This is a genomic window from Cellulosimicrobium sp. So1_17 (genome assembly GCF_055181235.1).
Window position 1 is genome coordinate 415,039 of record NZ_CM143702.1, and the last position, 19,800, is coordinate 434,838.

Genomic DNA, 19,800 nt, shown 5'->3' on the forward strand with positions numbered 1-19,800 from the left:
CCGGGAGGGCCGTCGTCAGGTGTCGGGACGAGTCAGCGCACGGGGGCGGTGCCGTCGGCGTAGATCGCGTCGACGTCGGCCGCGAAGGCCTTGAGCACCTCGGACCGCTTCACCTTGAGGGACGGCGTGAGGTAGCCGTTCTCGACCGTGAAGTCCGTGGTCAGGACGGTGAACTTGCGGATGGACTCGGCCCGCGAGACGGCCTGGTTCGCGCGCGTCACGGCCGCGTCGAGCGCTGCGAGGACGTCGGCGTCCTTCGCCGCCTCCTCGACGGTCAGCTCGCCCTTGCCGTGCATGGCGGCCCAGCCGGGCAGGCCCTCCGGGTCGAGGGTGACGAGCGCCCCGATGAACGGCTTCTGGTCGCCGACCACGACGCACTGCGACACGAGCGCGTGCGCCCGGATCCGGTCCTCGAGCATCGCGGGCGCCACGTTCTTCCCGCCCGCCGTGACGATGATCTCCTTCTTGCGGCCCGTGATCCGCAGGAACCCGTCCTCGTCGAGCGAGCCGAGGTCCCCGGTGCGGAACCAGCCGTCGACGAACGCGTCCTGCGTCGCCTGGTCGTTGCCGTGGTAGCCGCGGAACACGTGGTGCCCCTTGAGGAGGATCTCGCCGTCCTCCGCGATGCGCGCGGCGCACCCGGGGAGCTGGGTGCCGACCGTCCCGATCCGGGTGGCCGACGGGCGGTTGACCGCCGTGGGCGCCGTCGTCTCCGTGAGGCCGTAGCCCTCGAGGATGCGGACCCCGATGCCGCGGTAGAAGTGGCCGAGCCGCTCGCCGAGCGGCGCTCCGCCGGAGACGGCGTACTTCGCGTGCCCACCCAGCGCGTGGCGGAGCTTCTTGAACACGAGCGCGTCGGCGACCTTGTGCTGGACCGTGAGGCCGATGCCCGGGCCCTTGGGGTCGTCGAGCGCGCGCGAGTAGGCGATCGCCGTGGCCGCGGCCCAGTGGAAGATCTTCAGCTTGCCGCCTGCGGCCGCCTTCTGCTCCGAGGAGTTGTAGACCTTCTCGAACACGCGCGGCACCGACAGGATGTAGGTCGGCTTGAACGTGGCGAGGTCCGCGAGCAGCGTCTTCGTGTCCGGGGTGTGGCCGAGCACCGTCCCGCCCGCCACGACCAGGACGCCGATGAAGCGCGCGAACACGTGCGCGAGCGGCATGAACAGCAGGGTGCGCGCGCCGGGCTGCTTGAAGACCTCGGGCACGGCCTCGACCGCGTTGACGGTGAGCGAGTAGAAGTTCTCGTGGGTCAGCTCCGCGCCCTTCGGGCGGCCCGTCGTCCCGGACGTGTAGATGATGGTGGCGACGTCGGCGAGGTCGGCGAGGCCACGACGTCGCACGATCTCCGCGTCGTCGACGTCCGCGCCGTCCGCGACGAGGGTCGCGACCGCCCCGCTGTCGATCGCGAGGACGTCACCGAGCGACGGGGTGCTCTGCCGGACCTCCTCGACGGTCGCGGCATGGGCCTCCGTCTCGACGACGAGGAGCCGCACGTCCGCGTCGGACAGGATCCACTGCACCTGCTCCGGGCTCGAGGTCTCGTACAGCGGCACGGGGACGGCACCCGCCGCCCAGGTCGCCCAGTCGAGGAGCGTCCACTCGTACCGCGTCCGCGACATGATGCCCACGTGGTCGCCGGGCTGGACGCCCCGCGCCACGAACCCCTTCGCGACGGCGACGACCTCGGCGTCGAACTCGCGCGCGCTGAGCGCCTCCCACGACCCGCCCGGCCCCGTCGGGCGTTCCACCATGGGCGCCGTCGGGTCGGCCGCGACACGGCTCGCGAGGAGGTCGTTGAGGTTCTTCGACGGATCGACTTCGACGATCCGTGGGGCGCTGATCTCGTCCATGCTGGCTCCAGTGGCAGTAGTCGACGGTGGGAGAACCCTACCCAGTGGCGGTGCGTGCCGGGGACCACCGGAAGTCGGTAGGCTTCAGTCGCTGTGCGCTGCTTGCGCAACGTTTCGCGCGTGCGTGGAGTTCCGGCCCGACGCGTCCTCGCGTGCCCGGCCGCGGGCGCCCGGCATCGGCTCGGTCAGCGACTTCTAGCGAGTGAGGACGGGACATGCACGCCATCGGTGTGGACATCGGCGGGACGAAGATCGCGGCCGGCGTCGTCGACGAGAAGGGTGAGATCCTCGCCCAGACGCGTCGCGACACCGAGCCCGACGACGTCGCGAGCATCGATCGCGCGATCGCCGAGGTGTACGCCGAGCTGACCACCGACCACGAGGTCGGCGCCGTCGGGCTCGCGGCCGCCGGGTTCGTCAGCCCCGACCGCACCTCGGTGCTCTTCGCACCCAACATCGCCTGGCGCGAGTACCCCCTGGCGCGCAACGTGCGCGACCTGATCGGGGACGACGACGTGAGCATCGTCGTCGAGAACGACGCGAACGCGGCCGGCTGGGCCGAGTTCCAGTTCGGCGTCGCTCGCGACGCGAGCGACATGCTCATGCTGACCGTCGGCACGGGGCTCGGCGGCGCGATCGTCGTCGACCGCCGGCTCGTGCGCGGGAAGTGGGGGGTGGCGGCCGAGGTGGGTCACATGCGCGTCGTGCCCGGTGGTCACTACTGCGGGTGCGGGCACGAGGGCTGCTGGGAGCAGTACGCGTCCGGCACGGCGCTCGTGCGCGACGGCCAGGGCGCGCTCATCGCGCAGCCCGACCGCGCGCGCCGCCTCCTCGAGCTGTGCGGCGGGGACGCCGACAAGCTCACGGGCCCCCAGATCACGCAGGCCGCGCAGGAGGGCGACGACCTCGCCGTCGAGCTCCTCGCGAACCTCGGCCGGTGGATCGGCGAGGGCGCGGCGTCCGTGACCGCGCTGCTCGACCCGGAGCTCATCGTCATCGGCGGCGGCGTCGGCGCCGCGGGGGACCTGCTCCTGCAGCCGGTCCGCCGCGCGTTCGCCGACCAGCTCTCCGCCCGCGGTCACCGGCCCGAGGCGAAGATCGAGCTCGCCGAGCACGGCAACGAGGCCGGCATCGTCGGCGCGGCCGATCTCGCGCGTCGCTGACGTGCCCGCGGGCGGGGCGGTCGTCGGACCGTCCCGCCCGCGGCACGCTCAGACGACGGCGCCCGGCCCAGGGTCGTCGTCGTCGCGCCGGTGGGGCATGCGCCAGAGCAGCACGGCCAGTCCCGCGAGGAAGGCGAGCCCGCCGACCTGCGCCACGACGACCGGGAACGGCCGCGCGACGACGAGCAGCACGAGCAGGACCACGGGCACGCCGACGACGAGCGACCACGCCATCGTCAGCAGCGGGTCGCGACCGAGGACGAGCGGCGGGTCCGGAGGCACGAAGTGGCTCTCGGCCTCCTCGAGCGCCTCCACCTCGGGCGTCGCGGGCCAGTCGCGCGGCCCCGGGGGCTGGACCCAGGGGGCGACCGGTACGGACCCGATCACGTCGCGCCCGCGCGGAGCCTCACCGGTGCCCGGCGCCGTCCCGCGGCCGGGCGCCTCGGCGTCGCCCGGAGCGGGGCGCACCGGGCCGGGGTCGAGGTCGGACAGGTCGCCGAGCTCGGCGACGATGCCGGCCCAGCGCGCGTCCACGTCGAGCCGCGCCTCGGGGTCCGCGTCGGCGGCCCGCGCGTCGTCGCGGCCGGGCCGGGCGTCGTCGGGGTCGGTGTCCGCGGGCGCGGCGCCGTCGGGGTCGGTGTCCTCGGTATCGGGTCGATCGGTGCCGGAGGGTTCGGGCGTCCCGCTCGGAGAGGGCTCGGGGACGTCGTCGGGGGGTCCGGCGTCCGGCTGGGCATTCGGTGCGGCCATGACAATCACTCTAGAGTCGGATGCACGTCCCGCGCCGGGACCCCGCGAGGAGGAACGTTGTTCTACTGGTTCATGAAGCAGGTGATGGTCGGGCCGCTGCTCCGGGTGCTCTACCGTCCCTGGACGCGGGGCGTGGAGAACGTGCCGGACTCCGGCGGGGCGATCCTCGCGAGCAACCACCTCGCCGTCATCGACTCGTTCATCCTCCCGCTGGTCCTGGGCCGCAAGGTGCAGTTCCTCGGGAAGTCCGACTACTTCACGGGGACCGGGGTCAAGGGTCGCCTGACGGCGGGCTTCATGCGCGGTGTCGGCACCATCCCGGTCGACCGCGCGGGAGGCAAGGCGAGCGAGGCAGCGCTCAACACCGGTCTGCGCGTCCTGCGCGACGGCGACCTCTTCGGCATCTACCCGGAGGGCACGCGCAGCCCCGACGGCAGGCTGTACCGCGGCAAGACCGGCGTCGCGCGCCTCGCGCTCGAGTCCGGCGCGCCCGTGGTCCCCGTCGCGATGATCGGGACGAACATCGCCCAGCCCATCGGCAAGGTCATCCCGAAGCCCATGCGCATCGGCATCGTGGTCGGCGAGCCGCTCGACTTCTCGCGCTACCGCGGCATGGAGAACGACCGCTTCATCCTGCGCTCCGTGGCCGACGAGATCATGTACGCGATCATGCGCCTGTCCGGGCAGGAGTACGTCGACATCTACGCCGCGACCGCCAAGGCCCGGATCGCCGCCGGTCACCAGGAGGTCGAGCACGGCGGGGGCGCCCCCGGAGGGCGTCCCGTCCCCGACGTCCAGGTGCCGGAACCGCCGTCGGATCCCGGCCCCGCATCAGTAGACTGAGCCGGGCGGACGGGACCGTGACCACCGGTCCGTCGCCGGCCCTCAGGGCGCCCACCTCCGCCGTCGGCCGCACGAGCACGACGGACCGGGCGCCCGCAGATCCCGTCCCACGGATCCCGTCCCACGAGAGGTTCTGAGTTCACATGTCGGTTCGTCGCGTCGCCCTCCTCACCGCGGGCGGCTTCGCCCCGTGCCTGTCCTCCGCCGTCGGCGGGCTCATCGAGCGGTACACGGAGCTCGACCCGGAGATCGAGATCATCGCCTACCAGTACGGCTACCACGGCCTGCTCACGGGCACGAAGATCGTCGTGGACGACGAGGGCCGCAAGCAGGCCGGCCTCCTGCACCGCTTCGGCGGCTCGCCGATCGGCAACTCGCGCGTCAAGCTGACGAACGCGAAGGACTGCGTCAAGCGCGGGCTCGTCCAGGAGGGCGAGGACCCCCTGCAGGTCGCGGCCGAGCAGCTCAAGACGGACGGCGTGGACGTGCTCCACACCATCGGCGGCGACGACACGAACACGACCGCGGCCGACCTCGCGGCCTACCTGCACGACAACGGGTACGAGCTCACGGTCGTGGGCCTGCCCAAGACGATCGACAACGACGTGATCCCGATCCGTCAGTCGCTCGGCGCGTGGACCGCGGCCGAGGAGGCCGCCGGCTTCGCCGCGAACGTCATCGGCGAGCACCGCTCGGGCCCGCGCATGCTCATCGTGCACGAGGTCATGGGCCGGCACTGCGGGTGGCTCACCGCGGCGTCGGCGGCCGAGTACCGCAAGTGGCTCGACGCGCAGGAGTGGGCCCCGGCGCTCGGCCTGACGCGTGAGCGCTGGGACGTGCACGCGGTCTTCCTGCCCGAGCTCGCGCTCGACATCGATGCCGAGGCGGAGCGCCTCAAGGGCATCATGGACTCTCAGGGCAACGTCAACATCTTCCTGTCCGAGGGCGCGGGCATGCACGAGATCGTCGCGCAGCTCGAGGCTGCGGGGGAGACCGTCGAGCGCGACCCGTTCGGCCACGTCAAGCTCGACACGGTCAACCCGGGGCAGTGGTTCGCGAAGCAGTTCGCCGAGAAGCTGGGCGCCGAGAAGGTCATGGTCCAGAAGTCCGGCTACTTCTCGCGCGCCGCGGCCGCGAACGCCGAGGACCTGCGCCTCATCAAGTCGATGACCGACCTCGCGGTCGAGTGCGCGCTGCGCGGCGAGTCCGGCGTCATCGGCCACGACGAGGAGCAGGGCGACCGCCTGCGCGCGATCGAGTTCCCCCGCATCGCGGGCGGCAAGGCGTTCGACGTCACGCAGGCGTGGTTCGGCGAGCTCCTCGACGGCATCGGTCAGCCGCTCGTCGCGGCCGCCCCGGCCGCGCACTGACGCCGGCGGCACCACGATGACCACCACGAGCGAGCCGGAGGTCGGCACCGACCTCGACCACTTCCGTTCCCTCGTCGCGCTCCAGCAGCCGACCTGGCCGGACGAGGCGGCGCTCGCCGACGTGCGCGGGCGCCTGTCGGCCTCCGCGCCGCTCGTGGTGCCCGCCGCCGCGGACACCCTGCGCTCCCGGCTCGCCGCGGCGAGCCGGGGCGAGGCGTTCCTCCTGCAGGGCGGCGACTGCGCCGAGACGTTCGCCGAGGCGAACGCCGACCGCATCCGCAACAAGATCCGGACCATCCTCCAGATGGCCGTCATCCTCACGCACGGCGCGAGCACGCCCGTCGTGAAGATGGGGCGCATGGCCGGGCAGTACGCCAAGCCGCGCAGCTCCGACAGCGAGACGCGCGACGGCGTCACGCTCCCCGCGTACCGCGGCGACATGATCAACGGCCACGCGTTCACCGAGGCCTCGCGCGTCCCCGACCCCGAGCGTCTCGTCGAGGCCTACCAGATCTCGAGCGCGACGTGGAACGTCGTGCGGGCGTTCACCTCGGGCGGCTTCGCGGACCTGCGCCAGGTCCACGAGTGGAACCGCGGCTTCATGCGCAACCCCGCGTACGCGCGCTACGAGCAGACGGCGTCGGAGATCGACCGCGCGATCCGCTTCATGGACGCGTGCGGCGCGGACTTCGACGCGCTGCGCACGGTCGAGTTCTTCGTCAGCCACGAGGCCCTCGTCCTCGACTACGAGCGCGCGCTCACGCGGTTCGACGCGCGGACGGGCGACGCGTACGACACGTCGGCGCACTTCCTGTGGATCGGGGAGCGCACGCGCCAGCTCGACGGCGCGCACGTCGAGTTCCTGTCGCGCGTGGCCAACCCGATCGGCGTGAAGCTCGGCCCCACGACCTCGCCCGACGACGCGCTCGCGCTCGCCGAGAAGCTCAACCCGGGTCGCGTCCCCGGACGGCTGACGTTCATCGCGCGCATGGGAGCGGGCCGGGTCCGGGAGGCGCTGCCCCCGCTCGTCGAGGCCGTCGCCCGCGAGGAGGTCCCCGTCACCTGGGTGACCGACCCGATGCACGGCAACACCATCACGTCCGCGAGCGGTTACAAGACGCGCCGGTTCGACGACGTGCTCGACGAGGTGCGCGGCTTCTTCGAGGTGCACCGCGCCGCGGGGACGGTCCCCGGCGGACTGCACGTCGAGCTCACCGGCGACGACGTCACCGAGGTGCTCGGCGGGTCCGAGGAGATCGACGACGCCGGTCTGGCCCTGCGGTACGAGACGCTCGTCGACCCGCGGCTCAACCACCAGCAGTCGCTCGAGATGGCGTTCCAGGTCGCGGAGATGCTGCGGCGCTGAGGGCCGTCTCGGCTCCCCGGTCGCGGGGCGCCTCGAGCGACGGCCTCAGAAGACGTTGAGGACGATCGTCGAGCCCTTCGGGGCCGTCCTGCCGTCGCCGCCCGGCGGGTCCTGGGCGTAGACGATGTTGAGCGGGTGGATGCCCTGCGGGTAGCGGATCTCGACCTCGAAGCCGGCGTCCGTCAGGAGCTTCTCGGCGTCGGCGACGTTGCGGGTGTTGGTGTTCGGCACCTCGACGAGCGGCGGGCCGAGCGAGACGACGATCGACACCGTGTCGGTGCGGACGGCGTCGGTGCCCTGTTCCGGTGACTGCCGGACGACGAGACCGGCGGCCACCGACTCCGAGTACTCCTCGGTGACGTCGACGACGAGACCTGCGTCCTCCAGGGTGCGCACCGCGGTGTCCCTCTCGGACCCGGTGACCTGCGGGACGACGACCGGCGCCGGTCCGGCGGAGACGGTGAGGACGACGGGGACGTCGTGCCGGATCGTGGCTCCCTCCTCGATCGCCGCGCCGTCGGGGTCGGTGACGGCCATGACCTGACCGGCCGGGACCTCGTCGTGGTGCTGCGACACCGGCTCGCCGAGGGTCAGGTCGGCGCCCTCCACGGCCGCCGAGGCCTCGACCTGCGTCGAGCCGACCAGTCCGGTCGGCACCGTGAGCATCCGCACACCCTGGGACACCACGAGCTGGACGCTGCCGTCCTTGCGCACCGCGTCGCCCGACGGCGGGTCGGTCGAGACGATCGCGCCCGCGGGCACCGTGTCGTCGTAGCGCTCGTCGACGGTCGCGCCGAGACCTGCGTCGTCGAGGACGGCGCTCGCCTCCGCCTGGGAGACCCCGGTGAGACCGTCCGGGACGGTCGTGTACGCGCCGGGCCCGGACGTGAACCACCAGGCCGCCCCGCCGCCACCGAGGGCGACGACGAGGAGGACGACGAGCGTCCAGACGAGGGCTCGAGCGGCCCGCCCGCGTCTCGGACCGCCCGACCGCGGCGGGTTCGGCGGGCCGGGCTGCGTCGTCGGGACCATGAGGTGCCCGACGGCGAGCGGTTCCGTGAGGCCCGCGGCCTCGCGGTCGTGGAGGCTGAGCGTGGCGAGCGACGCGGTGGGGGCGTGCCCGGCGTCGTCGGCCTCGTCGGGGGCGCCGAGGGGGACGGGCCCGGTCGCGGGCGCCGGGGCCGGGACCGCGCCGTCGGACGCGACGGGCGGGTCCACGCGCCGTCCCAGGTCTGCGGGGTCGAGCGCCGCGCGGACGGAACGGACGAGGGCGAGCGCCGCGCCGGCGTCGGCGGGCCGGTCCGCCGGGTCGCGCGCGGCGAGCGCGCACAGGAGGTCGTCCAGCTCCGGCGGGAGCCAGGGGGCGGTGTCCGACGGCGGCGGGACGTCGTTGTTGACGTGCTGGAACGCGACCTGGATGGGTGTGGACCCGACGTAGGGCACCGTGCCGAGGATCATCTCGTACGCGAGGATCCCGACGGCGTACACGTCCGTCCGGGCGTCGCACGCGCCGGTCGCGATGAGCTCGGGGGAGAGGTACGCGATCGTGCCGAGGATCGTGCCCGTCGTCGTGGAGGTGACCTCGTTGACGGCGCGCGCGAGCCCGAAGTCCGTCACCTTGAGACGGCCCTCCGCGTCGAGCAGGACGTTCTCCGGCTTGATGTCGCGGTGGACGAGGCCCGCGCGGTGCGCGGTGGCGAGAGCGTCCAGGATCTCGCCGAGCACGTCCAGCGCGCGGCCCAGGGTGAGGGTTCCCTCGGTGAGCATCACGCGGCGGAGGTTGGTCCCCGCGACGTACTCCATGGTCAGGTAGCTCGTGTCCCCGTCGAGACCCTGGTCGTAGACCGCGACGAGACCGGGGTGCGTGAGCCGGGCGGCGGCGCGCGCCTCGCGGCGGAAGCGTGAGACGAAGTCGGCGCCTGTCGCGCCCTCGGCGAGGTGCGGGTGCATGACCTTGAGCGCGACGTCGCGGTCGAGCCGGCGGTCGACCGCGAGGTACACCGTGGCCATGCCGCCGCGGGCGATGCGCGACACGACCTCGTAGCGCCCGTCGACCAGGCGGCCTACGAGGGGATCGGTCGTCACGGTGGCCACGGTGGCAGTCTAGGTGGCGACCGGCCCCGTTCCGGTGAGCCTGGGCGGTCGGGTCGTGGGCGTCGTGCGCAGGCGCCGTAGGCTTGCCCCGTGACCGATCACGACGCGACCGCCGACCCCTCCACCGATCCCTCCGCCGAGATCGACGCCCTCGTGGGGGAGTGGCTCACCCTGCCTGACCTCGCCGAGGCCCTCGGGACGGACGTCGGCAAGGCACGACGCATCCTCCAGGACCGCCGCGTCGTCGGCATGCGTCGCGGCGAGCGTGCCACGTTCCAGGTGCCCGCCCGCTTCCTGGTCCCGCTGCACCTCATCGAGCCCGCGAACGCCAGGCAGCCGTCCGGAGACGGGCGGCTCGGGGTCCTCATGAGCCTGCAGGGCACGATCGCGGTCCTGACCGACGCCGGGTTCCGCGACGACGAGATCATCGGCTGGCTGTTCCGCCCCGACGCGGAGCTGGGGGAGTCGCCGATCGACGCGCTCGCCGCGGGGCGCAAGTCGCACGTGCGACGCATCGCCCAGTCGCTGGCCTGAGCGTCCGTCGTCAGGCCGAGCGCTCGACGGCGGCGCGCGACAGCGCGGCGAGCATCTCCGCCCCCGGTTCACGGAGGTCGACGGCGCCGAGCGCCGCGAACGCCTGGTGGGTGAGCTCGTCGATGAGCGCCTCGACGGATGCCAGGGCCCCGGTGGCGACGAGGACGTCCCGCAGGCGCCCGACCGACTCGGCGTCGAGCTCGGGGTCCCCGAGGCGACCGAGCAGCAGGTCGCGCTGCGCGGGCGAGGCCGCGGCGAGGGCGCGGATCACGAGGACGGTCCGCTTGCCCTCGCGCAGGTCGTCCCCGGCGGGCTTGCCCGTCACCCGGGCGTCGCCGAACACGCCGAGCACGTCGTCGCGGAGCTGGAACGCCTCGCCGACGGGCAGCCCGAACGCGCTGGTCGCCGCGACCTGGGCGTCGTCGGCGCCCGCGAGCGCGGCCCCGAGCGCGATCGGGTGCTCGACGGAGTAGCGCGCCGACTTCGACCGGACGACGGCGCGGGCGCGCTCCTCGTCCGCGGCCGGGTCCTCGCCCCAGGGCAGGACCTGCGCGTGGATGTCCAGGTACTGGCCGACCGTCACTTCGGTCTGCATGCGCCCGAACACGCCGCGGCTGCGCGCGGCGACGTCGCCCGGGAGGGTCGCCAGCGCGTCGCCCAGCTCGCGGTGGCTGCCGATGAGCGCCAGGTCGCCGAGCAGGATCGCCGTGCTCTCGCCGTACCGGTCCCCGTCCCCGTGCCATCCGGACGCCCGGTGGTGCGCGGCGAACGCCCGGTGCGCGGTCGGCCGGCCGCGTCGCGTGTCGGACGCGTCCATGACGTCGTCGTGGAAGAGCGCCGCGGCCTGGAACAGCTCGAGCGCCGCGCCGGCGCGCAGCACGACGTCGCGCCGCGGGTCCTCGGGGTCGCCCCCGTGCGCGCGCCATGACCAGTAGCAGAACGCCGCCCGGAGCCGCTTGCCGCCCGCGAGGAGCTCCTCGGTGGCGCGCACGAGCGGTGCGGCGTCGGGATGCGTCGTGGCGAGCTCGTCGGCGAGCCCGGCGCACGCCCTGCTCAGCGCCGCGTCGACGCCGGCGCGCACGCCCTCGCGGTCGACGAGGCTCGCCGGGGTGGCCAGCTCGTCCTCGGACGGACCGGCGTGAGGGGCGGAGGCGCTGGGGGTCCCGTTCGGCACGGGGGCAGCCTATGCGACGGCGGTCAGCCGCCGACCACCTGCCCGCTGATCGTCACGAGGCGCTCGGCCTCGTCGTCGAAGATCCCCACCGCCACCGACTCCGCGGGTGCGTCCGCCGCCGGGGCGCGCACGAACGTGGTGAGCGACGTGAGAGCGCTCGGCACGCCCGAGGGCGAGACCGTGAAGCCGGCGGCCCCCAGCGTCTCCGCGTAGTAGGCGGTGAGCGCGTCGACGGTGTCCTCCGAGCGCAGGTTGAGCGTGATCACGGTGAGGGACCCGTCGTCGGACGGGCGGGCCGAGCTCGCGAGGACCTGCGAGCCGGGGGCCACGGGCACGAGCTCGGCGGGAAACCCCTGGACGAGGTCGCCGACTGCCGAGGCGACGTCGTACTCGGGCAGCGGGGTGCCCGGCGCCGCGGCGGGTGCGTCGCCGGAGGGGTCCGCCTCTGCAGGGTCGTCCGCGGGCTGTCCGCGCCCGGTGGCCTCGGCGTCGGGCTCGTCGCCGCTGCCCGCCGGGCCGCACGCGGCGAGCCCGACGACGAGAAGGGCGGCGAGGACGAGGGCCGGGACCGCGCGGACGTCGGAGGCGCGAGGCGGTCGAAGGGGCACGCGCACACCGTAGTCATCGCGGCGTGAACGGGCCAGCAGCTGGGAGGACGGTCGCCCACAACCTCCCGGCGCGTCCACAGCCCTTCGGCGTGCCCTCGCTCGGCGGTCCCGGACGGGTGGGATGTTCCCATGTCGACCCTGATCCGGGCCCGCGGCCCGCGCGAGCTGCTCGCCTACGTCCCCTACCGCCTCGGCTACCGGCCGCACGAGAGCGTCGTGCTCGTGGGGCTGCGCGGCCCGCGCGGCCGCGTCGGCCTCGTCGCGCGCGTCGACATCGCCGACGTCGCGGACCTCGAGCACGGACCGCAGGTCGCGCGCACTGTGCTCGCGCACCTCGCCGCCGACGGCGCGTCCCGAGCCGTCGTCGTCGTGTACACCGAGGCTCCGCTGCGCGCCGGCGGCCCGGAGGCCGCCCGTGAACGGGCCGCCGTCGAGCACTGCCGCGAGACGGTCGAGGCCAGGTTCGGACCGACCGACGTGTGGGTCGTCACGACGACGGGCTGGGGCTGCCTCGACTGCGACGACCCGGCCTGCTGCCCGGCCGGCGGGCGTCCTCCGAGCGAGCTCGAGTCGAGCGAGGTCGGCGCTCACATGGTGCTGTCGGGCGCGAGCGTCGCCGACTCGCGCGAGGACGCGTTCCGGATCCAGCCGGCGGCCCCGGACGCCCGTCGGAGCGCCGCACGGGCGTCGCGCCGTGCGAGGGAGAGGTCGTCCGAGCGGTCGACGTCGGACGCGGTCGACCGGAGACAGGAGGGGCTCGTCGCCTGGCGGCGCGCGGTGGCGCTCGCCGCGGGTGCACGGACCGGGAGGTCCCCTGACCTGCCGCCCGCCCTGCTCGGCCGTGTCGAGGCGGCCCTCGACGCCGTCCCCGTCCGGGACGCCGTGCTCCTGTCGCTCGTCCCGGGCGTCGGCGACCTGCCGGAGCGGACGGTGCGCGGCGGGGGCGACGTCGACGCAGGGACGGGCGAGGCGATCGGGAGGATCGTCGACCCGGCCGTCGCGGTCGCCCCGGTCCCGGGGGAGACCGAGCCTGCGCGCGTCGTGCTCGAGGCCGTCGTGGCTCATGCCGCCCGGCGGCGCGCGGCCCCGGCGCTGACCCTGCTCGCCCTGATCGCCTGGTGGCACGGCGACGGCGGTCGAGCGTCCGAGCGCGTGCGCGAGGCACTGGCCCAGGACGGGTCGTACCGTCTCGCGCTCCTGCTCTCGAGCGCCCTCGACGCCGGTGTGCCGCCGGGGTGGGTCCGCGCCCAGGGGTGAGGGCGCCGGTCGTCCGGGCACGGCCGGCTTCGGGTACGGTCGGCACGGTGGCGCCGCCACCGCCCGTTCCGACGAGCCGCCCCGCGGAGGACACATGACCGTCGTCGTCGCCCACCTGAGCACACCCGAGGGCCGTGAGGCGCTCGACACCGCCGCGACGGAGGCGGTCCGCCGCGGGACGGAGCTCGTCGTCGTGGTCGGCGAGTCCGTGGTGTCCCCGGAGGCCGGGACGGTGCGGGGAGACGACCTGCGTCGGGTCGAGGAGCGCCTCCAGGGCGCGGGCGCGACGCTGCGCGTCGAGACCGGCAAGGCCGACCTCGCGGAGGACCTCGTGGCGGTCGCGGAACGGACGTCCGCGGACCTGATCGTCATCGGGCTGCGACGACGCAGCCCGGTCGGCAAGCTCATCCTCGGCTCCAACGCGCAGCGCATCCTCCTCGACGCGCCGTGCCCGGTGCTCGCGGTCAAGCCGGAGCGTGCCCCGGCCCGTTGAGCCCCTCGCGGGTCGGGAATCTTCGGGGCGCCGCGGTCGTTGGACCCCACAAGGCCCCGGCGCGCAAGCGCCCTGCGACACAGCACTGAGCACGAGAAGCCGCCGACGACGAGCGCGTGCAGCCACGTGTCGCGACGCTCCGCGCGCGGATCGCCGGTACAATAGAGATGTCCACCCGAGCCCGACGACTCGCCGTGAGAGTCAGTGTGAGCCCGTGAGAGTTCCCGAGTCAGCACCCTGATCACGGTCCATGTCCCCCGCTCTGGTGGCCCTACCGCCCCCCAAGTGATGCCGAAAGGTCGGTTTGTGGCGCCCTCCACACAGATCCCCGCACTCCCGCGCGAGTTCGAGCACCCCGCACTGCAGGAGCTCCTGCGCCGTGGGAGTGCCAACGGTCGCGTCGACGCCGAGAGCTTTCGCACCGCGTGCGAGCAGGCGGCAGTCAACGACGCCAAGCGGCTGAAGGCGGTGTTCCGCGCGCTCGCGGGTGCAGGCGTCGAGGTCGAGATCCCGACCGCGACCGCGGTCGCGGCCGCGGCGAGCCCGCGCAGCACGACGACGGCCCGCGCCCCGAAGGCCACGGCGAAGGCCCCGACGTCGCGCACCACGAAGGCCGCGACGGACGCGTCGGCCGACGAGACCGACGCTGCGCCGTCGGCCACGCCGGCACGCACGACGAAGACGGCCGCGACGAAGAGCGCCGGCGCCAAGACGACGCGTGCGCCGCGGTCCACCGCCACGAAGTCGACGGCCGCGGCCAAGGCGGGCGCCGCGAAGGATGCCGGCACGGACGACGCGGTCGACGTCGAGGACCTCGAGATCGACGTGACGGACGATGCCGTGGAAGGCGACGCGGCGGCGACCGCCGGCGCGAAGACCGGCGCAGCCTCCACCGAGGGCGCCGAGGAGGCGCGTGGCTTCGTCGTGTCCGACGCGGACGAGGACGACGCCCCCGTGCAGCAGGTCGTCACCGCGGGTGCGACCGCCGACCCGGTGAAGGACTACCTCAAGCAGATCGGCAAGGTCGCGCTGCTGAACGCCGAGCAGGAGGTCGAGCTCGCCAAGCGCATCGAGGCCGGCCTGTTCGCGGAGGAGAAGCTCGCGGCCGACGGTGACGACATCGAGCGCAAGCTCAAGCGCGAGCTGCAGTGGATCGCGCACGACGGCAAGCGCGCCAAGAACCACCTGCTCGAGGCGAACCTGCGCCTGGTCGTGTCCCTGGCCAAGCGGTACACGGGCCGCGGGATGCTGTTCCTGGACCTGATCCAGGAGGGCAACCTCGGTCTGATCCGTGCGGTCGAGAAGTTCGACTACACCAAGGGCTACAAGTTCTCGACGTACGCGACGTGGTGGATCCGCCAGGCGATCACGCGTGCGATGGCGGACCAGGCGCGCACCATCCGCATCCCGGTGCACATGGTCGAGGTCATCAACAAGCTCGCCCGCGTGCAGCGGCAGATGCTGCAGGACCTGGGCCGTGAGCCCACGCCCGAGGAGCTCGCCAAGGAGCTCGACATGACCCCGGAGAAGGTCGTCGAGGTCCAGAAGTACGGCCGCGAGCCCATCTCGCTGCACACCCCCCTCGGCGAGGACGGCGACTCCGAGTTCGGCGACCTCATCGAGGACTCCGAGGCCATCGTCCCGGCGGACGCGGTGAGCTTCACGCTCCTGCAGGAGCAGCTGCACCAGGTGCTCGACACGCTCTCGGAGCGCGAGGCCGGCGTCGTGTCGATGCGTTTCGGCCTGTCCGACGGGCAGCCCAAGACGCTCGACGAGATCGGCAAGGTCTACGGCGTGACGCGCGAGCGCATCCGTCAGATCGAGTCCAAGACGATGTCGAAGCTGCGCCACCCGAGCCGGTCGCAGGTCCTGCGCGACTACCTCGACTGACGGGTCGCGCCACGCGGCACGAAGGGCCCGGGAGGACGGTCGTCCTCCCGGGCCCTTCGTCGTCTCCCCGACCTCCGCCGACGTCCGACGGACGTCGCCCGTACCCCACGTCTACCGCACGTCGCCGGTCCGGGTACGACGACGCCCCTCCCGGTGGGTGGTCACCGGAAGGGGCGTCGCAGGGGTAGGGGTGGACTCAGCGCATCGCGCCGGCGCCGTGCTCGGCGTGCAGGCGGTCCGTCTCGTCCTGGATCTGGGTCGCGACGCCCGAGTAGGCCTCGGCGTGCGCCCGCGCGTGGTGGCCGCAGAACAGCAGCTCGCCGCTCGGCAGGACCACGCGGACGTACGCCTGGGCCCCGCAACGGTCGCAGCGGTCGGCCGCGGTCAGGGGTTCGGTGGTGGTCGTCGTAGCAGTCACACGACCATGAAACCATCTTCTGCCCACCCGACCGTGCTCCCGGCGCCCTGGTTCGCTACCCGCGTAGCCCTCGCCCGACGGGAATACGGCGGCACGGCGGTCGAACGGCATGGCAGCCCCGGAGCGTGGGACGCCTCGACTACGCTGTCCGCCGTGACGACCACCTCCGCTGAGTCCAGCTACACCGCTCGGCACCTGTCCGTGCTCGAGGGCCTCGAGGCCGTGCGCAAGCGGCCGGGCATGTACATCGGCTCGACCGACTCCCGCGGCCTCATGCACTGCCTGTGGGAGATCATCGACAACTCCGTCGACGAGGCGCTCGCGGGCAACTGCACGAAGATCCGCATCGTCCTGCACGCCGACACGTCGGTCACCGTCGAGGACGACGGGCGCGGCATCCCCGTCGACATCGAGCCGAAGACCGGGCTGTCGGGCGTCGAGGTCGTCTTCACCAAGCTCCACGCCGGCGGCAAGTTCGGCGGCGGCTCGTACACCGCGTCCGGCGGTCTCCACGGCGTCGGCGCGTCCGTCGTCAACGCCCTGTCGGCCCGTCTCGACGTCGAGGTCGACCGTGGCGGCAAGACGCACCGCATGACGTTCCACCGCGGCGAGCCGGGGACCTTCGCGGACCCGAAGGCGGGACCCACGCCGGACGCGCCGTTCGAGCCGTTCGTGAGCCGGTCCGAGCTCGCCGTGGTCGGCAAGACCCGCCGGGGCGTCACGGGCACGCGCGTCCGCTACTGGGCGGACCGCCAGGTCTTCCCGAAGAACGCCGTGTTCTCCTACGACGAGCTCGTCACGCGCGTGCGCCAGACGACGTTCCTCGTGCCGGGTCTCGAGGTGACGGTCCGCGACGAGCGCGGCCTGCCCGGCACGCCCGCCCAGGACGGGCCGCACGAGGAGACGTTCGTCCACCACGGCGGCTCGGTGGACTTCGTCGAGTTCCTCGCGCCCGACTCGCCCGTCACCGCGACGTGGCACCTCACCGGCAGCGGCACGTTCACCGAGACCGTCCCGGTCCTCGATGACCGCGGGCACATGTCGCCGCAGGCGGTCACGCGCGAGTGCGAGGTCGACGTCGCCCTGCGCTGGGGCACGGGGTACGAGACCGAGGTGCGCAGCTTCGTCAACATCATCGCCACGCCCAAGGGCGGTTCCCACCTCGGCGGGTTCGAGGCCGGTCTGCTCAAGGTACTGCGCAAGGCCGTCGAGACGAACGCGCGCCGCCTCAAGGTCTCGACGCGGGACGCGTCGGAACGCATCGAGAAGGACGACGTCCTCGCCGGCCTCACCGCGGTCGTCACCGTGCGCCTCGCCGAGCCGCAGTTCGAGGGCCAGACGAAGGAGGTCCTCGGCACCGCGCCGGTGCGCGCGATCGTCACCCGCGTCGTCGAGAAGGAGCTCACCGCCCTGCTCACGTCGACCAAGCGCGACGAGAAGACGCAGGCTGCGCTGCTGCTCGACAAGGTCGTCGCGGAGATGCGCGCGCGCATCACCGCGCGCAAGCAGAAGGAGATCTCGCGGCGCAAGAACGCGCTCGAGACCTCGTCGCTGCCGGCCAAGCTGGTCGACTGCCGCAGCGACGACGTCGGGCGCAGCGAGCTGTTCATCGTCGAGGGCGACAGCGCGCTCGGCACGGCGCGCCTCGCCCGCAGCTCGGACTTCCAGGCGCTCCTGCCGATCCGCGGCAAGATCCTCAACGTGCAGAAGGCGTCCGTGAGCGACATGCTCCGCAACGCCGAGTGCACCGCGATCATCCAGGTCATCGGTGCGGGATCGGGCCGGTCGTTCGACCTCGAGGCGGCACGCTACGGGAAGATCGTGCTCATGACGGACGCCGACGTCGACGGCGCCCACATCCGCACCCTGCTCCTCACGCTCTTCTACCGGTACATGAAGCCCATGGTCGAGGCGGGCCGCGTGTTCGCCGCGGTGCCCCCGCTGCACCGGATCGAGGTCATCGGCTCGGGGCGTCGCAAGAACGAGTACATCTACACGTACTCCGAGGCGGAGCTCACGGCGACGCTCAAGAAGCTCGACAAGGCCGGACGCCGCTACAAGGACGACATCCAGCGGTACAAGGGCCTGGGGGAGATGGACGCCGACCAGCTCGCCGAGACGACGATGGACCCGCGCCACCGCACCCTGCGCCGCGTCACGGCCGAGCACGCGGAGGCTGCGGAGCGCGTGTTCGAGCTGCTCATGGGCAGCGACGTCGCGCCGCGCAAGGACTTCATCGTCGCCGGCGCGGCCGAGCTCGACCGGGCCCGCATCGACGTATGACGCCGTGCACACCGCGGAACGCCTCCGTCGCTCGCGGGACCGACACCCGTCCGCCAGTCGGGCGGCCGGGTATGACCGGGTCGATGCTGCGTAGGCTGTGCGGGTGACCCTCCGGAACCTTCGCGAGACGCCCGCGCGCTCGCTGACCGCCCTCACCTCCCTCCTGCTCGCCGCAGGCCTCCTCGCCGGCTGCTCGTCGGCGGACGACTCCGGTGACGCGGCCGAGACCACCACGCCGACCGCGACCGAGAGCAGCGCGACCGAGGAGTCGAGCGACCCGGCCGAGGAGTCGTCCGAGGAAGCACCCGAGCTCTCGTACGAGGGCGAGGAGGGCAGCATGGCGCTCGACCTGCTCCTCGAGGCGGACCCGTCCGCGCAGGTGACCGGAGAGGGCGAGAACGCGTTCGTCACCGCGATCGACGGCATCACGGCCGACCCGGACAGCGAGTTCTGGGCTCTCTACGTCAACGGTGAGATGGCTACGGTGGGGGCGGGGACCCTCGAGACGAAGGACGGTGACGAGATCACGTGGAAGCTCGAGACGTTCACCTCCTGACGCGCTGGTGGCGCCCGGCGCTCGTCGTCGCGCTCGCGGCGCTCGCCGTCGTGTGGCGCCTCGTCCGGGCCGACCTCGGCGCGCCGCCGAACCTCGAGCTCGTCACCGCTGCCACGTTCGCCGCGACGATCCTGCTGCGCTCGCGGTGGGCCTTCGTCGTGCCGCTGGCCGTGACGGTCGTCTCCGACGTCGTGCTCGGCAACACGTCCATCGCGCTGTTCACGTGGAGCGCGTGGCTCGTCGTGGGCCTCGGGTCGCTGCTCGCGCGCAACACGACGGGATGGCGGCGTATCGGCGCCGGTGCGGCGTTCGGCGTCGCCGGCTCGCTCTGGTTCTTCCTCTGGACGAACTTCGGTGTGTGGCTCCAGGGTCGAGGCACGTGGTACCCGGCGGGCGTCGACGGGCTCGTCGCGAGCTACGTCGCGGGCCTGCCCTTCCTGCGCACGATGCTGCTGGGCAACCTCGTGCTCGTCCCGCTCGTCGCGGCCGGCACGTTGCTCGTCGACCGGCTGGAGACGTCGCACGGTCTGGCCGCCGCCGTCGCGCGCCCGGCCTGACCGCCGCGCGAGACACGACCCGACGGCGCGGAGGACGGATCGACCGCCAGTAGGGTCGACGGCATGCAGATCTCTGCGGAGCGCGGTGACATCACCCGCGTGGCGACGGACGTCGTCGTCAACGCGGCGAACTCGAACCTCCTGGGCGGGGGAGGGGTCGACGGCGCGATCCACGCGGCCGCCGGGCCGCGCCTCCTCGAGGGGTGCCGGCGACTGCGCAAGACCACCCACCGCGACGGCCTGCCCGTGGGTGACGCCGTCGCCACCGACGCGTTCGACCTGCCCGCGCGGTGGGTCGTCCACACGGTCGGGCCGAACCGGCACCGCGGCCAGACCGACCCCGCGCTGCTCGCGTCGTGCTTCACGCGCTCGCTCGACGTCGCCGCGGACCTGGGCGCGCGATCCGTGGCGTTCCCTGCCGTGAGCGCCGGGGTCTACGGGTGGGACCCGGACGTCGTCGCGACCGTCGCGGTCGACGCCGTGCGGGGCTGGCGGCCGCAGGATCAGGGCAGCGTGGAGGAGGTGCGGTTCGTGCTGTTCAGCGACACCCTGCTCGACGCCTTCCGGACGGCGCTCGCCGGGCGGTGAGGAGAG

General features: G+C 73.3%; 18 protein-coding genes. 12 read left to right on the plus strand and 6 right to left on the minus strand.

Annotated elements, in window-relative coordinates; translation table 11 throughout:
* Positions 1-32: 32 nt before the first annotated feature.
* The gene (locus tag ACZCLJ_RS01850) at positions 33-1,850 is read right to left on the minus strand and encodes an AMP-dependent synthetase/ligase (protein ID WP_463105272.1); all 1,818 of its coding nucleotides are present in this window, start codon (positions 1,848-1,850) and stop codon (positions 33-35) included.
* A gap of 215 nt (positions 1,851-2,065) precedes the next feature.
* Between ACZCLJ_RS01850 and ACZCLJ_RS01855 the strand changes: the two genes are divergently transcribed.
* A complete protein-coding gene (locus tag ACZCLJ_RS01855; protein WP_251151466.1) occupies positions 2,066-3,013 on the plus strand; it encodes an ROK family glucokinase in 948 nt (315 codons plus the stop codon).
* A 48-nt stretch (positions 3,014-3,061) separates the two neighbouring features.
* Here ACZCLJ_RS01855 and ACZCLJ_RS01860 read toward each other — a convergent pair whose 3' ends face one another.
* Positions 3,062-3,763, minus strand: coding sequence for a hypothetical protein (locus ACZCLJ_RS01860; protein WP_463105273.1), 702 nt, complete (start codon positions 3,761-3,763; stop codon positions 3,062-3,064).
* Between the two features lie 57 nt (positions 3,764-3,820).
* On the opposite strand from ACZCLJ_RS01860, the gene ACZCLJ_RS01865 reads away from it, so the two are divergent.
* The 3 genes from ACZCLJ_RS01865 (at position 3,821) to ACZCLJ_RS01875 (ending at position 7,342) form a co-directional block, all read left to right on the plus strand.
* The gene (locus ACZCLJ_RS01865; protein WP_251151464.1) at positions 3,821-4,606 is read left to right on the plus strand and encodes a lysophospholipid acyltransferase family protein; all 786 of its coding nucleotides are present in this window, start codon (positions 3,821-3,823) and stop codon (positions 4,604-4,606) included.
* 143 nt (positions 4,607-4,749) lie between these two features.
* On the plus strand, positions 4,750-5,976 hold the full coding sequence (locus tag ACZCLJ_RS01870) for a pyrophosphate--fructose-6-phosphate 1-phosphotransferase (RefSeq protein ID WP_251151463.1): 1,227 nt from the start codon (positions 4,750-4,752) through the stop codon (positions 5,974-5,976).
* Between the two features lie 16 nt (positions 5,977-5,992).
* Complete coding sequence (locus ACZCLJ_RS01875; RefSeq protein ID WP_463105274.1) at positions 5,993-7,342, plus strand: class II 3-deoxy-7-phosphoheptulonate synthase; 1,350 nt, start codon at positions 5,993-5,995, stop codon at positions 7,340-7,342.
* A 45-nt stretch (positions 7,343-7,387) separates the two neighbouring features.
* On the opposite strand, the gene pknB is transcribed toward ACZCLJ_RS01875, so the two are convergent.
* Positions 7,388-9,436 carry a Stk1 family PASTA domain-containing Ser/Thr kinase gene (gene pknB / locus ACZCLJ_RS01880; RefSeq protein WP_463105275.1) on the minus strand — a complete coding sequence of 683 codons (2,049 nt, stop codon included), beginning with the start codon at positions 9,434-9,436 and terminating at the stop codon, positions 7,388-7,390.
* Positions 9,437-9,526: 90 nt separating this feature from the next.
* On the opposite strand from pknB, the gene ACZCLJ_RS01885 reads away from it, so the two are divergent.
* Positions 9,527-9,970 carry an Rv2175c family DNA-binding protein gene (locus tag ACZCLJ_RS01885; RefSeq protein ID WP_463105276.1) on the plus strand — a complete coding sequence of 148 codons (444 nt, stop codon included), beginning with the start codon at positions 9,527-9,529 and terminating at the stop codon, positions 9,968-9,970.
* 10 nt (positions 9,971-9,980) lie between these two features.
* Here ACZCLJ_RS01885 and ACZCLJ_RS01890 read toward each other — a convergent pair whose 3' ends face one another.
* Both ACZCLJ_RS01890 and ACZCLJ_RS01895 read right to left on the minus strand, forming a co-directional pair.
* The gene (locus ACZCLJ_RS01890; protein ID WP_463105277.1) at positions 9,981-11,144 is read right to left on the minus strand and encodes a polyprenyl synthetase family protein; all 1,164 of its coding nucleotides are present in this window, start codon (positions 11,142-11,144) and stop codon (positions 9,981-9,983) included.
* Between the two features lie 23 nt (positions 11,145-11,167).
* A complete protein-coding gene (locus tag ACZCLJ_RS01895) occupies positions 11,168-11,752 on the minus strand; it encodes a hypothetical protein (RefSeq protein ID WP_463105278.1) in 585 nt (194 codons plus the stop codon).
* Positions 11,753-11,881: 129 nt separating this feature from the next.
* Between ACZCLJ_RS01895 and ACZCLJ_RS01900 the strand changes: the two genes are divergently transcribed.
* From ACZCLJ_RS01900 to ACZCLJ_RS01910, 3 genes are all read left to right on the plus strand, one after another.
* Positions 11,882-13,009, plus strand: a complete 1,128-nt coding sequence (locus ACZCLJ_RS01900) for a DUF4192 domain-containing protein (RefSeq protein ID WP_463105279.1) — start codon at positions 11,882-11,884, stop codon at positions 13,007-13,009.
* 94 nt (positions 13,010-13,103) lie between these two features.
* Entirely contained in the window at positions 13,104-13,502 is a 399-nt protein-coding gene (locus tag ACZCLJ_RS01905; RefSeq protein WP_463105280.1) for a universal stress protein, read from the plus strand.
* 306 nt (positions 13,503-13,808) lie between these two features.
* On the plus strand, positions 13,809-15,392 hold the full coding sequence (locus ACZCLJ_RS01910) for an RNA polymerase sigma factor (RefSeq protein WP_463105281.1): 1,584 nt from the start codon (positions 13,809-13,811) through the stop codon (positions 15,390-15,392).
* 196 nt (positions 15,393-15,588) lie between these two features.
* Here ACZCLJ_RS01910 and ACZCLJ_RS01915 read toward each other — a convergent pair whose 3' ends face one another.
* On the minus strand, positions 15,589-15,810 hold the full coding sequence (locus ACZCLJ_RS01915; protein ID WP_251151455.1) for a DUF7455 domain-containing protein: 222 nt from the start codon (positions 15,808-15,810) through the stop codon (positions 15,589-15,591).
* A gap of 153 nt (positions 15,811-15,963) precedes the next feature.
* Between ACZCLJ_RS01915 and ACZCLJ_RS01920 the strand changes: the two genes are divergently transcribed.
* The 4 genes from ACZCLJ_RS01920 (at position 15,964) to ACZCLJ_RS01935 (ending at position 19,794) form a co-directional block, all read left to right on the plus strand.
* Positions 15,964-18,093, plus strand: a complete 2,130-nt coding sequence (locus ACZCLJ_RS01920) for a DNA gyrase/topoisomerase IV subunit B (protein ID WP_463105282.1) — start codon at positions 15,964-15,966, stop codon at positions 18,091-18,093.
* A gap of 103 nt (positions 18,094-18,196) precedes the next feature.
* Positions 18,197-18,649: a DUF4430 domain-containing protein gene (locus tag ACZCLJ_RS01925; RefSeq protein ID WP_463105283.1), complete on the plus strand. Its 453-nt coding sequence runs from the start codon at positions 18,197-18,199 to the stop codon at positions 18,647-18,649.
* Positions 18,622-19,206, plus strand: a complete 585-nt coding sequence (locus ACZCLJ_RS01930) for a DUF6580 family putative transport protein (protein ID WP_463105284.1) — start codon at positions 18,622-18,624, stop codon at positions 19,204-19,206. Before ACZCLJ_RS01925 ends, ACZCLJ_RS01930 begins: the two co-directional genes overlap by 28 nt.
* A 63-nt stretch (positions 19,207-19,269) precedes the next feature.
* The gene (locus ACZCLJ_RS01935; protein WP_463105285.1) at positions 19,270-19,794 is read left to right on the plus strand and encodes an O-acetyl-ADP-ribose deacetylase; all 525 of its coding nucleotides are present in this window, start codon (positions 19,270-19,272) and stop codon (positions 19,792-19,794) included.
* The last annotated feature ends 6 nt before the right edge of the window (positions 19,795-19,800 follow it).

Coding starts and splice junctions, on each gene's coding strand:
- ACZCLJ_RS01850 (WP_463105272.1), bottom strand. CDS start 1,850: ATGGACGAGATCAGCGCCCCACGGATCGTCGAAGTCGATCCGTCGAAG.
- ACZCLJ_RS01855 (WP_251151466.1), top strand. CDS start 2,066: ATGCACGCCATCGGTGTGGACATCGGCGGGACGAAGATCGCGGCCGGC.
- ACZCLJ_RS01860 (WP_463105273.1), bottom strand. CDS start 3,763: ATGGCCGCACCGAATGCCCAGCCGGACGCCGGACCCCCCGACGACGTC.
- ACZCLJ_RS01870 (WP_251151463.1), top strand. CDS start 4,750: ATGTCGGTTCGTCGCGTCGCCCTCCTCACCGCGGGCGGCTTCGCCCCG.
- ACZCLJ_RS01875 (WP_463105274.1), top strand. CDS start 5,993: ATGACCACCACGAGCGAGCCGGAGGTCGGCACCGACCTCGACCACTTC.
- ACZCLJ_RS01900 (WP_463105279.1), top strand. CDS start 11,882: ATGTCGACCCTGATCCGGGCCCGCGGCCCGCGCGAGCTGCTCGCCTAC.
- ACZCLJ_RS01905 (WP_463105280.1), top strand. CDS start 13,104: ATGACCGTCGTCGTCGCCCACCTGAGCACACCCGAGGGCCGTGAGGCG.
- ACZCLJ_RS01935 (WP_463105285.1), top strand. CDS start 19,270: ATGCAGATCTCTGCGGAGCGCGGTGACATCACCCGCGTGGCGACGGAC.